Source organism: Lacrimispora sp. YZC11 (assembly GCF_057543815.1).
This window is the reverse complement of the sequence record NZ_BAAJYQ010000014.1, coordinates 210,955-226,980: the sequence shown is the minus strand read 5'-3', so window position 1 is coordinate 226,980 and position 16,026 is coordinate 210,955. Positions and strand designations below refer to the sequence as shown.

The window sequence follows — 16,026 nt, the reverse complement described above, 5'->3', positions numbered from 1 at the left end:
GTCTCGTATGACAGCAAAAGAAATATTATCCCTCACGGCGGTGCAGTTGGGGAAGAAAATAAAAGACGGAGAGGTCACCTCCGTAGAAGCGGTAAAAGCGGTCCTGGGCCAGATAAAGGCCATGGAGCCGGTGCTTAACAGCTTTGTGACCATAGAGGAAGAAAAAGCGCTGAAACAGGCGGAGGAGGTGCAGAAGCGGATCGCAGCCGGCGAGTTTACCGGCCCTCTGGCAGGCGTACCGGTGGCGGTGAAGGATAACATTTGCATCGAAGGAATGAAGACCACCTGCAGCTCCAAAATCCTCTCAAGCTTTGTTCCTGCTTATACGGCCTCAGCAGTGGAGAATTTAAAAAAGGCAGGTGCGGTGATCCTTGGGAAAACCAATATGGATGAGTTTGCCATGGGAAGCACCACGGAAACCTCGGCATACGGGGTCACGAGAAACCCATGGAACCCGGACCACGTTCCCGGCGGCTCTTCCGGCGGTTCCTGTGCGGCAGTTGCGGCGGCGGAATGCTTTTATGCCTTAGGTTCGGATACAGGAGGTTCCATAAGACAGCCTGCCTCCTTCTGCGGGGTGACTGGATTAAAGCCCACTTACGGGACTATTTCCAGGTATGGACTTATTGCCTATGGGTCTTCCTTAGACCAGATCGGCCCCGTTGCAAAGGACGTGACGGACTGCGCCGCGGTTCTGGAGGTTCTGGCTTCCTATGACGGGAAGGACAGCACATCAGTGGAGCGGAAAGACTGTGACTTTACTGAGGCTTTAAGAGATGATGTGAAGGGAATGCGGATCGGCATTCCAGCGGATTACCTGGGAAAGGGTCTTGATCCTGAGGTAAAGGAGGCGGTTTTAAGAGCCGCCAGGGTTCTGGAGGAAAAGGGAGCCATCCTGGAGACCTTTGATCTGGGGATGGTGGAATATGCGATTCCTGCATACTATGTGATCGCATCCGCAGAGGCCAGCTCTAACTTATCCAGGTTTGACGGTGTGAAATACGGCTATCGTGCAAAGGAATACGACGGACTTCACGGTATGTATAAAAAGAGCCGTTCCCAGGGCTTTGGCCCGGAGGTAAAACGCCGCATTATGCTTGGCTCCTTTGTTTTAAGCTCCGGATATTATGACGCCTATTATCTGAAGGCTTTAAAGACAAAGGCTTTGATCAAGAAAGCGTTTGACGAGGCATTTTCAAAATACGATGTGATTCTGGGGCCGGCTTCCCCGTCCACGGCGCCAAGGCTTGGAGAAAGCTTAAAAGATCCCTTAAAGATGTACCTGGGCGATATCTATACCATATCCGTAAACCTTGCCGGGCTTCCTGGTCTTACGGTTCCCTGTGGCAAGGATTCCAAAGGGCTGCCCATTGGAGTCCAGTTTATCGGGGACTGCTTTAAGGAAAAGAACATCATCCGGGCAGGTTTTGCTTTTGAGCAGAGCAGAAGCTATGAGATGCCCCCTATGGCGGCAGATGCTATTTGCGGAAACACCCCGCGGGTATCCCTTTATGACCAAAAGACATGGGCAGGAAAGGGGAAAGGAGGAGAGGTAAATGAGCAAACAGTATGAGACGGTTATCGGTTTAGAAGTCCATGTGGAACTTGCCACGAAAACGAAAATCTTCTGCGCCTGCTCCACAGAATTCGGAGGAGCGCCTAATACCCATACCTGTCCGGTCTGCACTGGTATGCCAGGTTCCCTTCCTGTCCTTAATAAACAGGTGGTGGAATACGCCCTGGCGGTAGGCCTTGCGGCAAACTGCCAGATCAACCAGTACTGCAAGTTTGACAGGAAGAATTATTTCTACCCCGATAATCCGCAAAACTATCAGATATCCCAGCTTTATCTTCCTATCTGCCATGACGGCTGCGTGGAGATTAACACACCGGCAGGAAAGAAGAAAATCGGGATCCATGAGATCCATATGGAAGAAGATGCGGGAAAGCTCATCCATGATGAGTGGGAGGACTGTTCCCTGGTGGACTTTAACCGGAGCGGGGTTCCTCTCATTGAAATTGTGTCAGAACCTGATATGAGAAGCGGGGATGAAGTGATCGCCTATCTGGAAAAGCTGAGACTGATCATTCAGTATCTGGGCGCTTCTGACTGCAAGCTTCAGGAAGGCTCCATGAGAGCCGATGTGAATTTATCCGTCCGCGAGGCGGGTTCGTCCGAATTGGGAACCAGGACGGAAATGAAGAATTTAAATTCCTTTAAGGCCATTGCCCGTGCCATTGAAGGAGAACGGAAACGCCAGATCGAATTGATCGAAGAAGGGAAACCGGTGGTCCAGGAAACAAGGCGGTGGGATGACAACAAGGAGTTCTCCTATGCCATGCGCTCCAAGGAGGATGCCAGGGATTACCGTTATTTCCCGGACCCGGATCTGCCGCCTGTGGTCATAAGTGAAGAATGGATCAGGAGTATTAGGGACAGACAGCCGGAGCTGCGGACGGAGAAGATGGCCCGCTATAAAGAGGAGTTTAAGCTCTCTGAATATGATGCGGATATCATCACCGGCTCCAAGCATATGGCGGATATTTTTGAAGCGGTCACCGCAATCTGCCATAAGCCGAAGGAGGCTGCAAACTGGCTGATGGTAGAGGCCATGCGGCTTTTAAAAGAGCATGACATAGATCCTGAAAAAATGACATTTTCTGCAGAAAACCTTGCAAAATTAATTGATTTAGTGGATAATGGTACCATTAACCGTACCGTGGGCAAAGAGGTTTTTGAAAAGATTTTCGCAGAAAACATTGATCCGGAACAGTATGTGGAAGAGAATGGATTAAAGGTTGTAAATGACGAAGGAGAGCTGCGCAGGGTAATTGAGGGAATAGTTTCCGCAAATCCCCAGTCCGTGGAGGATTACCATAGTGGGAAAGAGAAGGCTTTTGGGTTTTTGGTAGGCCAGACCATGCGGTCTATGAAGGGAAAAGCCGATCCGGGAGCGGTCAACAGGATGCTTAAGGAACTATTAGGTTAAAGGAGTCTATATGAGGAGGAAAAAGAAATCTATGAAGCCATATGTTGAGATGACAAAGGAAGAGTTACAGGAACTGAGAAAACAGCTTCACGTGCAGTATAAGGAGTTTCAGGGCAAGGATTTAAGGCTTGATATGTCCAGAGGAAAGCCCAGCACGGAACAGTTGGATATATCCATGGGAATGATGGATGTATTGAGCAGCAACGACGATTTAACCTGTGATGACGGTACTGACTGCCGTAACTATGGGGTGCTTGACGGAATCAAGGAGGCAAAGGAGCTACTTGCCGATATGATGGAGGTTGCGCCTGACCATATCATTATTTACGGCAATTCCAGCTTAAATGTCATGTATGATACGGTTTCACGCTCCATGACTCACGGCGTTATGGGAAGCACTCCCTGGAGCAAGCTGGATAAAGTGAAATTCTTATGTCCTGTTCCTGGGTACGACAGACATTTCTCCATAACCGAATACTTTGGGATCGAGATGGTGAATGTCCCCATGACCCCAACCGGTCCGGATATGGATATGGTGGAAGAACTGGTGGCAAACGATGATTCCATTAAAGGGATCTGGTGCGTTCCAAAGTATTCCAATCCTCAGGGAATTTCCTATTCCGATGATACGGTACGCCGTTTTGCCCGCTTAAAACCGGCTGCCAAAGACTTCCGTATTTACTGGGACAATGCGTATACCATCCATCATTTATACGACAGGGACCAGGATCATCTCATTGAAATCCTTGCAGAGTGCAAGAGAGCCGGAAATCCGGATATGGTTTACAAATTCGCCTCCACCTCAAAAGTCAGCTTCCCAGGCTCCGGTATCGCAACCATAGCGGCCAGCCAGAACAACCTGGTTGACATTATGAAGCAGTTAAAGATCCAGACCATCGGCCATGATAAGGTGAACCAGCTGCGCCATGTACGCTTCTTTGGAGATATTCACGGAATGGTGGAGCATATGAGAAAGCATGCAGATATCATGAGGCCAAAATTCGAAGCAGTGATCCAGATCCTGGAAAGAGAGCTGGGCGGACTTGGAATCGGAGAATGGACCAGTCCCAAAGGCGGCTATTTCATTTCCTTTGATTCCCTTGACGGTTGTGCAAAAGCCATTGTGGCAAGGTGTAAGAAATCCGGCCTGGTCATGACCGGAGCAGGAGCCACTTACCCTTATGGAAAGGATCCCCGGGATAACAATATCCGCATTGCGCCTTCTTATCCTCCTTTATCTGATCTGATCCTGGCGATGGAATTATTCGCTCTTTGTGTGAAAATCGTCAGCATTGACAAGATTCTAAAGGAATCATAAAACAGAAGCACCGGAAAATGACAGCAGTTACGTCATTTTCCGGTGCTTCCTTTTGGTTTATCTGGATCAGGCTCCTATCCTTCTATTCGAACAATACCAGGTTGATAAAAGCCTGGAATGCTTCTGTCTGGAATTTGTCTTTATGAAATACCACATGATTCATACAACTGATATCTAAGTTCTTCACTTCTATTTCAGTAATTTCCCCTCTTTTTACGGATTCATCGGCAAAAATCCTGGGAACAATGCCGATTCCGATATTTTCCTTTACTGCCTGCAGGATCACATCCGAGTTAGTGCTGGACCAGAGAGGCTCGGCTGATAAATTATTTAAGGACAGGGCACAGTCAAAGGTATCACGTATGGTACATCCCTGTTCTCTTAAAAGCAAAGGTTCTTCAATGAGCCGGTCCAGCGCCACCGGCTGTGCAAGGCGCTCTGCAAAAGGATGGATGGGGGCGCAGATGACCGCTATGGGATAGGAAGAAAAAGGAATCTTCTCTAACTGATCATCAGCTATGACACCCTCGATAAGTCCGATATCCAGCTCATTTTTTAAAAGCTTATTGGTGATCTCAAGGGAATTATTAACGGTGACCTTTAGTTGGATACCAGGGTTAGTCAGGGCAAAGCGGGATACCACCTTGGGAAGCAGGTAGCTGGCCAGGGTTACACAGGAACCGATCCGTAAAGGGGCCTGGAGATGCAGGGAGCCGGAGTAGTTTTCCAGATCCTGATACAATTCCAGGAGAGGGATGACCTTTGACAAATAAAATTTTCCGTTCTCATTGATAACCACTCTGCGGGATACACGGTCAAACAAAGGAGAACCTACGGATTCTTCCAGTTCATTGATGGCGTGGGAGATGGCAGGCTGTGTCATGGACAGCGCTTTGGCTGCTCCGGTGATGCTGCCTTCTTCATACACCGTTTTAAAGATAGTAAGATGTCTTAAGTTCATGTCAAAGATCCTTCCATTACCAAGATGTTATATAATAATGTTCATTATATCATTTTGATAATGATATGAACAGGGATTTTGTGAAAAATATGGAAAATCTTCAAAGTCTTACCATCATCAGCTGGGCGGCCGCATAGCTTCCATCCCGGTATTTAAAGCAGTACTCTCTGGTACCGTAAGTCTCAAAGCCAAACTTTTCATAAAGAGCAATGCCCCGCTGGTTTTCCTGTACCACTTCCAGCTCCAGCTGTTCATAGCCCATTTCCCGGGCGCCCCTTATGATGGCGGCAAGGAGATGGGAGCCGATCCCAAGCCCCCAGTATGCCTTGCATATGGAGATACCAAAGGTGGCCCGGTGCAGGTAACGTTCAAAAACTGCAATGGGATTGATTCCGGCATTTGCAATTATCTTTCCGTTTACCACGGCGCAGATCATCAAATCCTTCTGGCTTTTAAGGGTGGAAGAAAGAAAATCCTGTTCATGGTGGAGGGTGATGTTGACCTCATCTGCGTACCTGGCCATATAGCTGGTTTCTTCTGAGGTCTGGCTCATGAGTTTTAAGATGGCGGATGCGTCGCCCGGGCCGGGACTTTTTAAGAGGCAAGGGGTCCCGTTTTTTAACAGGACTTCTTTTGGTTTGTATTCCATAATCGAGTTACCTCCTGAAAGGAAAAAGAAAGCAGCTGATTTTGCGGCTTTCTTTTTCTGTCTTGGTTTATTTGGAACCAGGTGTCTTTACAGCCGTTTTGCAATGGCTTTTATAAATTCCTCACTGTTTAATGCCGTTGGATTAGGAATGGTAGTAATGAGTGCCAGATCCTTTGTCATTTCACCGGCCTCAATGGTGTCGATGGTCGCCTGCTCCAGTCTATCTGCAAAAGCGGCCAGTTCTGCGTTTCCATCCAGTTCTCCCCGTTTTCTCAATGCCCCGGTCCATGCAAAGATGGTGGCAACGGAGTTTGTGGAGGTTTCCTCTCCCTTTAAGTGCTTGTAGTAGTGCCGCTGTACGGTTCCGTGGGCTGCCTCGTATTCATAGTCCCCATCCGGAGATACCAGAACAGAGGTCATCATGGCCAGAGAGCCGAATGCAGATGATATCATATCGCTCATCACATCGCCGTCATAATTTTTGCAGGCCCAGATATAGCCGCCTTCCGATTTCATGACCCGGGCTACTGCATCGTCGATCAGGGTATAGAAATAAGTGATACCGGCTTCTTTAAATTTGTCCTGGTAATCAGCCTCAAAGATGTCCTGGAAAATATCCTTGAAGGTATGGTCATATTTCTTGGAAATGGTATCCTTGGTGGCAAACCATACATCCTGACGGGTGTCGAGAGCGTAATTAAAACAGCTTCTGGCAAAGCTTTCAATGGAATCATTTAGGTTGTGCATACCCTGTACGATTCCAGGACCGTTAAAGGAATGGACCAGCTCCCGTGCTTCGCTTCCATCCTCTGCGGTATAGACAAGTTCCACTTTGCCGGCTCCCGGGATCTTCATCTCAGATCCTTTATAAACATCACCGTAAGCATGCCTTGCTATAGTAATAGGTTTTTTCCAGTTCATCACACATGGTTCGATTCCCCTGACAACAATGGGAGCGCGGAATACGGTTCCGTCTAAGATTGCCCGGATGGTGCCGTTGGGACTTTTCCACATCTCTTTTAAGCTGTATTCCTTTACACGGTCTGCGTTGGGAGTGATGGTGGCGCACTTGACGGCGACCTTATATTTTTGGGTGGCATTGGCGGAGTCAATGGTAACCTGGTCGTTTGTCTTGTCACGGTATTCCAGACCCAGGTCGTAGTATTCTGTATTTAGATCAATATATGGCAGCAGAAGGTGGTCTTTGATCATCTGCCAGAGAATCCTGGTCATCTCATCGCCATCCATTTCGACGATAGGGGTTGTCATCTTAATCTTATCCATGTGTTTGTCCTCCTTAGAAATGTTCGTGTTATGCTATAGTATACGATGAATTATAAAATCACACAAGCGTTTCTATGTAAACTTATCCAGCCAATTTTCAAGATTATACACAGTTATCGGCTCAATGAAATGTTCCACCTTTTCCACTTGTTCCAGCTCATTGGAATTTTGGTTGATATAGCAGAAAAACCGGCGGAGGACTTCGTGTCGGAATAATAAATATTCTCCAAGCTCCAGGCCGTCCTCTGTCAGGGAAACGGTGCCGTATTTCTCAAAGCGCACCAGTCCCTGCTTCCTTAAGTTTCCGGTCATCTTTGATGCAGAGGAAGGCTTTACATGCAGGCATTCCGCCAGCTCCTTGATGCGGACAGGCTGACCGTCACGATGGATCCTGCATATCATTTCCAGATAATCTTCCATGGAAGAGGTGATTTGCGTATGCTCCAAAAGGGAGTAGCCTTTCAGAGTATAGAAATTATCGGTTTGGGCCATGGTTCGATCCTTTCTTTTAACCTTTGAATATTACTTATATTTATTCTCTTCCACAGGGATCTATGAGTGAGTAGGATAAAAGGAGTGACGATTCCTTTATCTGTACGCTAATAGCATTTTGAACAGGGAGTCCTGCCAAGGGCTTCTGCATCTGATTGTGTCATGTGGGCAGGGCCTTTCATATTGCTGCAGTTTGACTTTGAATGATATTTTGTGCCGGTTCTGGACACCCATACCATTTTTTCCTTATTCTTTCCTGCATCAGTGCTTTGAGAGGTATCCCGTGCCGGAAATGACCAATGCTCCGTTTGCATCCACTGTTTTTCCATCGGGAGTCGTGGTATTGGTCAGGCAATAGCCGCTTTCATTGAAATAATAGCATTCTGATACACCATCTGCATCTCCATCGATCCATTGCCAATTGCTTACCGGATAGGTACCGTCATCATTTTGGTACCACAAGCCTTTGGCATCCTGATTCCATTGTCCGGCAAAAGCAGTAAAACTCATTGCAATGGAAAGAGCGGCTGTTACAATTAATAACTTCACTTTTCTCATGATTCTACCCCCATTTTTAATTTTAATTAAGATGTCAGTGGATTTAAGCCATTCCAACAATTTATCAATTAAATTTTAATAAAAGAATCTAAATTTCTCAATACAATTCTATTAAAATTGCATCGAACCGCATCGAAACTGTGTAGCATATATGCTGCCTGTTGCAGTATGGTTACGAACTGCACGATACTTTATGATACAACAGCAGATGTGATTTTATAAAAAAAAGTTTACATCAGTACCAAATGCATGTATAATTAAATCTTACAAATGTAAGATTAAAGGAGAATTAATTTGCGTAAACATAAATTATGGAAAAGTGAGAATTTTTCCGGACTTCAATTGCTGGACCGGATTCCAAGGCTGGCGATTCTGAGCATTCTTTTCGGTTTCCTGTTCCTGGTGCTTATTTTACGGCTGTACCGTCTTCAGATCCTGGAAGGGGCAGCGAATCAGGAAGAGTTCATGAGTTCCATTATGAAGACCCAGAGACTTGCCGGAAGCCGCGGAAACATCTATGACAGGAATGGAAATTTACTGGCTTCAAACCGGCTTTCCTATGATATCACCCTGGAGGATTCCCAGAATTACAAGACAAAGAAAGAACGTCAGCGGTCCTTGAACGGAATTGCCTATCAGCTGATCCGCATGGTTCAGGATGAGGACAAGCTGAATGAAGTTCTGCCTATATCTGTAAATGAACAGGGTAACTATGGATTTACGGAAGAAGGGTGGAAGCTCAGCCGTTTCAAAGCTGATTTTTATGGAAAAAGCACGGTGGATGAACTGACGGAAGAAGAAAAAACCGAGACAGTGGAAGAGATCATGAAAAAATTATGCAGCAAGGAAAAGTTCCTGATTGAGGAGACTTACACAGATGAGGAACAGGAACAATACGGACTGCCTCATACCCTTACTGCTAAGGAGATTCTGCAGATAGCCAACATACGTTACGGCCTTTCCCTGAATTCATACCGCAAATACCTTCCATATCTGGTCGCGTCGGATGTGTCCGAGGAAGCGATGGTGGCAGTGCTGGAAAAGAAGCGCAGCCTGCCGGGGGCGGATATCCAGGAAGACAGCATCCGTGTTTACTACGGAGGAGAAAGCCTTTCTTCCATATTGGGGTATACCGGGGCGGTTTCCGCCGATGAACTGGAAACAGGGAATCGGGAAGGTGCCGTTTACACGAATCAGTCCACGATAGGAAAAGGCGGAATTGAGAAATCTATGGAAGACCGGCTTCGGGGCCAGGATGGCATGGAACAGTTTTATACGGACGTCGTGGGAAATAGGAAATCGGACCCGGAAATTACCAGGGTACCCCAGTCAGGAAACGATGTTTACCTGACCATTGACAGGGATTTACAGAATGCGGTTTATCAGATGCTGGAACAGCAGATTGCCGGAATTCTCCTTGCCAATATGACAGAGAGCAAAAGGGCGGACATGCCCAAAGCAGCCAATGCCTCCCAGATCCGGATTTCATCGGATGAAGTGTATTTTGCCTTAATAAAGAATTATGTAATTGATACCGTACAGTTTCAGAAAGCGGATGCAACGGATCTGGAGAAGGCCGTTTATGAGAGGTTTACTAATAAGAAAGAGCAGGTTTTCATGGAGTTTTCTGATTCCTTTGATGTTTCAGACTCCGGGTATGACTCTTTAAGCAGTGAGGTGAAAGGTTATTATGATTATCTCATGGATGTAGTAAAGAAGAAAAAAATACTTTCGGAAAAAAGCGGGGACTGGGATCGGAAGCAAAAAAGCTTCCGCCAGTATCTTTCCGATTGTATTGCAAATGGCTGGATTGATTTAAGCCAGGTGGAAGCCTCTGAAAAATATATGACACTTGATAACAGCAGAAGCCTGATTGAAGAAAAGATCCTAGACAGTTTAAAGAAAGATTCCGGTTTTGATTTACTGATATTCCAGGCAATGATTACAGAAGGTACTCTAGCCGGGGAGGATGTGGAAAAACTTCTTTATGAGCAGGGAATACTATCAAAAGAGGACCCTGATTATGCCCTTCTTTTAAATGGGCAGCTCAATGCCTGGCAGTTCATACGCCAAAAAATAAAAAACTTAGAGATCACCCCTGCCCAGCTGGCATTAAATCCCTGTTCCGGATCGGCTGTGATAGTCCAACCCCAGGACGGACAGGTATTGGCCTGCGTAAGCTATCCGGGCTATGATAACAACCGGCTGGCTAATCAGATGGACACGGACTACTATTATAAGCTTGCAGCGGATTTATCTCTGCCCTTATTTAACCGGGCTACCAGCCAGCTGACGGCTCCGGGATCCACCTTTAAGCCGATAACGGTAATTGCAGGATTGAACGAAGGGGTCATCAGCACAGATACCAGTGTGGTATGCTCCGGCGTATTTGATAAGGTACAGCCTCCTCTGCGCTGCTGGAAACGATCAGGACACGGCCCGATTCTCTCCAGTGCCGATGCCCTTAAAAATTCCTGTAATGTGTATCTGTCCGAAATCACGTACCGGCTGGGGACCGAAGAGGACGGGACATTTTCGGAAGAGAAAGGATTAAATAAGCTTCGGGAATATGCCGGTTTGCTTGACCTGGATAAAAAGACAGGCATTGAAATCGGAGAAGCAGAAGCTCATGTAACGGACCGGTTCGCCATACCTTCTTCCATTGGACAGGGAACCCACAACTATACGACGACACAGATGGCGAGGTATACTTCGACCCTGGCCAACCATGGGAATAGCTATGATCTTTCCCTGATTTATAAAGTGACAGATTCAGATGACAATACGATCCAGTCTTTTAAGCCTGTGCTTCAGACCGATGTTTCAATTCCGGATTACATATGGAATGACGTGGCTAAGGGTATGAATGAACTGGTAAAAACCAATGCGACCTTAAAAGATTTGAAAATTAATGCAGCCGGAAAGACCGGAACGGCAGAGGAATCAAAAAGCCGGCCCAATCACGGACTATTCATAGGATATGCCCCGTTTGAGGATCCGCAGATAGCCATAACCGTGCGGATTGCCAATGGTTACAGTTCTGGCAATGTGGTCGGGGTAGGAAAAGAGATATTCAATTATTACTTTCATCTGGAAGATCCCCAAAATATCCTTACCGGGACGGCTTCCGGCGTGTCAAATAATCTACGGACGGATTAACAGGAGGTATGCTATGAGGCGTAGAAAAAGGAGATTTTTATTCAGTACTGTTTGCACACTTGTTATTTTGCTGGCTGGTTTGGCGGGAGCGGCTCTGTTCTTTCGGATTCAGGAGAAAATCGGAGCGTCAAGGAAAACGCCGGATGCGTTGTTCCTGGAATATATGGAATGCCTTTCTAAGGCAGATTATAAGGCCATGTATGGGTTGTTAGACGACCAGAGCCATTTAAATATCAGTGAAGAGGATTTTATCACCAGGCATAAAAATATCTACGAAGGAATTGAAGGCTCCGGAATAACTGCCCAGATCAGGCAGGTAGAAGAAAAAGACGGGGTAGCAGCGGTCAGTTACAATATGAGCCTTGACAGTACTGCAGGGGAAATAAACTTCAGCAATCAGGTAACGTTCCGGAAGGAAAAGAAAAAAGGCTATCAGATGGTGTGGAACGACAGCGTGATCTTTCCGGAGCTGGGGCGTTCCGATAAGGTAAGAGTATCAACGGACAAGGCGAAGAGAGGAAGTGTTTTTGACAGGAATGGACTGCTTCTTGCAGGAAAAGGCACCGCTTCCTCCGTAGGCCTGGTTCCCGGAAAGATGAGCGGGGATTCTGCCGGAGATCTGGAGACCCTTGGGAACCTCCTTGGGATGTCTGCGGATGCAATCGGGAAAAAACTGTCAGCCAAATGGGTGAAAGAAGATTCTTTTGTACCTTTAAAAACCATTAAAAAAGTGGATGAGCTTAATTTAGGTTCCATGGAGCCCCGGGAGGACAATGTTAAAAATAAGGAATTCCAGGATAAGCTTCTGACTGTTCCGGGAGTCCTGATTACAGACACGGAAGTACGCTATTACCCATTGGGAGAGAGTGGAGCACATCTGGTGGGATATGTCCAGAATGTGACGGCAGAGGATCTTGAAAAGCATCCGGCAGAGGATTATCTTTCAGACAGCGTGATTGGAAGGAGCGGGATGGAGGCCTTGTATGAGAAGGAACTGAAAGGGACCAATGGACGGACAATTACCATCACTGACTCTGAGGGGACCGTTAAGAAAACCCTGGCTGCAAAGCCGAGGGTAGACGGAACGGATATTACCCTGACCATTGACAGTACCCTTCAGGCTGAGATTTATCAAACATTCAAAGAGGATAAGAGCTGTACGGTCGCCATGAATCCTTTTACCGGCGAAGTGCTGGCCCTTGTCAGCACGCCATCCTACGATGACAATGATTTTATCCTTGGAATGTCTGAAGAAAAATGGGCTTCTTTAAATGATGACGAAAGAAAGCCCATGTTCAACCGGTTCCGCCAGAGATTTGCTCCGGGATCTTCCTTTAAGCCCATAACCGGTGCCATCGGGCTTACCACCGGAGCGATTGATCCTAACGAGGATTTTGGTAGAGAAGGGTTAAGCTGGAGAAAGGATGAAAGCTGGGGGAATTACTATGTCACTACCCTTCATGATTACAGCCCAGCGATAATGGAGAATGCATTTATTTATTCGGATAACATTTATTTTGCAAAGGCTGCATTAAAAATCGGCTATGATGATTTCATGTCCGGTCTCGATAAGCTAGGGTTTAATCAGGAGATTCCTTTTGATATTTCTGTAACAAAGTCTCAATACTCCAATACGGAACGGATCGAAACGGAGGTTCAGCTGGCTGACAGTGGATATGGACAGGGTCAGATGTTAGTGAATCCCATACACTTGGCATCGCTTTATACCATGTTTGCCAATCAGGGAAACGTTATAAAACCGTATCTGCAGTATAAAGCGGAACCAGAGCCGGAAGTCTGGCTGCCGGGTGCATGTTCACCGGAGATTGCGGACAGGATCCGGACTGCTCTTAGTAAAGTAATCAGTTCCGAACACGGAACCGGTCATGCGGCTAACCGAAATGATATGGAACTTGCCGGAAAGACGGGAACGGCTGAGATCAAGGCATCGAAAGACGACAGAACTGGTACGGAGCTTGGCTGGTTTGCTGTCTTTACAACGGATCCAAACCTGGAGACTCCCATTCTTCTTATCAGTATGGCAGAGGATGTAAAGGATAGGGGAGGGAGTGGATATGTGGTGAGAAAGGACAAAGCTATATTAAATTCTTATATTCCAGGGGGACAGTAAATAGAGGGCTGCCGAAATGGTTTGAATTTAATATGCTATTTCTTTTCTTTAATTAAAAAACGTTTTTATTATAAATATGATATCAAGAAATTATGCATAAACATACACGAAAAATCCCTAAGAACAAAATTAGGGATTTTTTTGTGTATGTTTATGCAATTTTTTTGCCTGGTTGGGGAGGGAATGTAACCTTAGATTTATAAATATAGAACATACGTTCGAAAAAAGCATTGACATCTGGATTCGATAGTATTATAATCCAGATGTCGACAAAACAGAACATATGTTCGAAAATGTAAGAAGAATAACGTAGGATCATAGATTGTTTCGTGGCAATGTTTGTAACAGTTTAATGATCAGAATTAACGTGATTAGCGGTAAAATAGCTAAAGAAATCAAAGAAGAAAAATTCAAATTAAAAGAGGAGAAATAATATGTCAAGTACAAATAAAACTTCATTAGGATTAAATATGTGGGAAGCATCGGATAAGCCGGTAAGACAGGATTTTGTCAATGATAATGTTATTATTGATGAGAAGATAACTAAGTTAAATAGTGATTTGACGGTGGTGAGCAATACCCTGAATAATAAGTTTTTACTTAATTCTAGTTCGAAGTATTTTGCAGCTAAGCAAGTTGGCTTTTCGAATACTAATGGCAATGACTGGGTAAATGTTAGCTTGTTACAAATGGGCATAACTGGTAAAAAGTTATCAGATATATGCGCTTCAATGGCATGTATATCGTGGAATGTTGGAAGTGGATTTTGGGTTGTGTATTGTACTAAATATGATGACACCACGCTACAAGTCCGGTTTAATGTTCCAATACCGTCAGCATTTCGAGTTACACTTATGTTTGATTTAATTGATGCTTAAATGATCATTTTACGATATGGCTGTAATAGCAACATAATATAGCTTATTGCCATCATTTATGTATAGGTTGCCACCCTGAACTGCAATTGATATAGGCGTGTTATAATTGTAATCTTTTATAGTATTGGCCAGCCCCGCAGCGGTTGCTCCTGTTTTAATATTTTGTACTTCTGCGGAGACGGCATTTAAAGCGCTGACGTTTGCTTTGTTATTTAAATTGCTATTTGTGTTTGTTAAATCACTGGCATTTGCCTTCAAAACTAAATCACTATTTACTTGAGTCAAACGGAACTGATACTCCTTCTTCCCTTCAATATGTAAGGATGAGTATCAGCATAATAATGATTTTTTCTATCATAAAGTTTACCATTGGCAAAAAAAGAAATATGGCAAGAAACCACATGGTACTGAAACAGGAAACATCATAATCACGACGAGATACAAGTGCAGAGCACCAGACGAAAAAATCCAAATACAATCGATTATGAAACAAAACTAAGATTACCAATAGAAAACGAAAGGAGAAACCTATAATTTATGAACCGACCGGAATGTTTACATATCCCCACCCTCCACGAGGGAGAACAAGCACAAATCAGCTGGGGAGCGGTGGAAGCAGATAAAAATTATATTGTAGAACGGGTATTTAATGAATCTTTTTTACAGGCCCTGTCCGGATACACCTGGGATAATATCGACAGCACCAATGAACCATGGAGCAGGCATGATCAGGCTGCCCTAAACTGGCATCAAATCGAAACCAGAACAGGCAAAGGTCAGAACTGGGAATGCCTGGATTATGAGCAGTTAAGCTGGTCGCAGCTTGAGAATCATTCGTATACATGGCAGCAGTTAGAAAGCCGGGAAATCAGTTTTGAAATATTTAAAGGCCCCGGCGCCAGACGGCCCGGCATTGAGCAGGGACGTACCTGGCTGGAACTGGACGAACTTAATAAAGCATGGAGCAGCCTGGAAAATTCCGGACATTCATGGGATGAAGGAGAGAAGGTGACGTTGCCTGGCATATCATGGGAGAGCATTGACTCCAGATGGCTGACGTTTAACGAATGGGAAGGAAAAGAATTGACCTTCCATGAACTGGATACACAGAAACATATAGAAGAACACCGGGGAATGACAGATTCCATCCCAATTGGGGCGTCCAACGCAATGTACCGGATCAAAGCATATGATTCTAAAAGTGATGAATCTGATTATTTAACAACTGCACAATTGTCGGTTATTCCTATATTTTACCGCAACAGTACCATGGAATACCCGGTAAAGACCGGCAAACGTTACGCAGTCCTGCTGAAAGCCCAGGAGGTCAGCGGTCTGGATAAGATCCGCATGAGCCTCCGGTATAATCCATACTTATTGGAATTAACCAGCCTCGCAGCCGGCAGCCTAAGAAGCATAACAGTTCCAGGAAATTATCCGGAAGAAAATTTAAGAATATATTCCAGTATTCCGGGAAAACTGTGGTTTCAATCAACCAGACAGTTAAGTCAGAATGAATGCTTTAGCGGTTCCATTGCATTGGTGGAATTTATCGCCAAGGGGACCGGAAGCGCAGCAGTATCATTATTTTAAGATAAGAAGGGAA

The 16,026-nt window shown here is 45.4% G+C and carries 13 protein-coding genes; 7 read left to right on the top strand and 6 right to left on the bottom strand.

Annotated features, from left to right (window positions below; translation table 11 throughout):
• Positions 1–7 precede the first annotated feature (7 nt).
• From gatA to AC27IJ_RS14845, 3 genes are read left to right on the top strand one after another with little or no spacing between them, the layout of a single operon-like run.
• The gene (gene gatA, locus AC27IJ_RS14855) at positions 8–1,573 is read left to right on the top strand and encodes an Asp-tRNA(Asn)/Glu-tRNA(Gln) amidotransferase subunit GatA (protein WP_487149565.1); all 1,566 of its coding nucleotides are present in this window, start codon (positions 8–10) and stop codon (positions 1,571–1,573) included.
• Entirely contained in the window at positions 1,557–2,990 is a 1,434-nt protein-coding gene (gatB, locus tag AC27IJ_RS14850; protein ID WP_487149563.1) for an Asp-tRNA(Asn)/Glu-tRNA(Gln) amidotransferase subunit GatB, read from the top strand. The genes gatA and gatB overlap by 17 nt, the downstream gene beginning before the upstream one ends.
• Positions 2,991–3,021: 31 nt before the next feature.
• On the top strand, positions 3,022–4,308 hold the full coding sequence (locus AC27IJ_RS14845) for an aspartate aminotransferase type Ic (RefSeq protein ID WP_312446912.1): 1,287 nt from the start codon (positions 3,022–3,024) through the stop codon (positions 4,306–4,308).
• 82 nt (positions 4,309–4,390) lie between these two features.
• On the opposite strand, the gene AC27IJ_RS14840 is transcribed toward AC27IJ_RS14845, so the two are convergent.
• From AC27IJ_RS14840 to AC27IJ_RS14820, 5 genes are all read right to left on the bottom strand, one after another.
• A complete protein-coding gene (locus tag AC27IJ_RS14840; RefSeq protein WP_487149560.1) occupies positions 4,391–5,269 on the bottom strand; it encodes a LysR family transcriptional regulator in 879 nt (292 codons plus the stop codon).
• A gap of 100 nt (positions 5,270–5,369) precedes the next feature.
• Positions 5,370–5,918: a GNAT family N-acetyltransferase gene (locus AC27IJ_RS14835; RefSeq protein WP_312446914.1), complete on the bottom strand. Its 549-nt coding sequence runs from the start codon at positions 5,916–5,918 to the stop codon at positions 5,370–5,372.
• Between the two features lie 87 nt (positions 5,919–6,005).
• Positions 6,006–7,202: an NADP-dependent isocitrate dehydrogenase gene (locus AC27IJ_RS14830; RefSeq protein WP_312446915.1), complete on the bottom strand. Its 1,197-nt coding sequence runs from the start codon at positions 7,200–7,202 to the stop codon at positions 6,006–6,008.
• A 72-nt stretch (positions 7,203–7,274) separates the two neighbouring features.
• Complete coding sequence (locus AC27IJ_RS14825) at positions 7,275–7,694, bottom strand: metal-dependent transcriptional regulator (RefSeq protein WP_312446916.1); 420 nt, start codon at positions 7,692–7,694, stop codon at positions 7,275–7,277.
• Positions 7,695–7,955: 261 nt separating this feature from the next.
• Positions 7,956–8,252: a hypothetical protein gene (locus AC27IJ_RS14820; protein WP_487149557.1), complete on the bottom strand. Its 297-nt coding sequence runs from the start codon at positions 8,250–8,252 to the stop codon at positions 7,956–7,958.
• 294 nt (positions 8,253–8,546) lie between these two features.
• Here AC27IJ_RS14820 and AC27IJ_RS14815 point away from each other — a divergent pair, with 294 nt between their 5' ends.
• The 3 genes from AC27IJ_RS14815 (at position 8,547) to AC27IJ_RS14805 (ending at position 14,420) form a co-directional block, all read left to right on the top strand.
• Positions 8,547–11,411 carry a penicillin-binding transpeptidase domain-containing protein gene (locus AC27IJ_RS14815; protein ID WP_487149555.1) on the top strand — a complete coding sequence of 955 codons (2,865 nt, stop codon included), beginning with the start codon at positions 8,547–8,549 and terminating at the stop codon, positions 11,409–11,411.
• A 13-nt stretch (positions 11,412–11,424) separates the two neighbouring features.
• A complete protein-coding gene (locus AC27IJ_RS14810) occupies positions 11,425–13,542 on the top strand; it encodes a penicillin-binding transpeptidase domain-containing protein (RefSeq protein WP_487149553.1) in 2,118 nt (705 codons plus the stop codon).
• A gap of 434 nt (positions 13,543–13,976) precedes the next feature.
• Positions 13,977–14,420, top strand: a complete 444-nt coding sequence (locus tag AC27IJ_RS14805) for a hypothetical protein (RefSeq protein WP_487149551.1) — start codon at positions 13,977–13,979, stop codon at positions 14,418–14,420.
• Between the two features lie 9 nt (positions 14,421–14,429).
• Here AC27IJ_RS14805 and AC27IJ_RS14800 read toward each other — a convergent pair whose 3' ends face one another.
• Complete coding sequence (locus tag AC27IJ_RS14800) at positions 14,430–14,705, bottom strand: hypothetical protein (RefSeq protein ID WP_487149549.1); 276 nt, start codon at positions 14,703–14,705, stop codon at positions 14,430–14,432.
• 252 nt (positions 14,706–14,957) lie between these two features.
• Between AC27IJ_RS14800 and AC27IJ_RS14795 the strand changes: the two genes are divergently transcribed.
• Positions 14,958–16,013 carry a hypothetical protein gene (locus AC27IJ_RS14795; RefSeq protein WP_487149547.1) on the top strand — a complete coding sequence of 352 codons (1,056 nt, stop codon included), beginning with the start codon at positions 14,958–14,960 and terminating at the stop codon, positions 16,011–16,013.
• Positions 16,014–16,026: the final 13 nt, after the last annotated feature.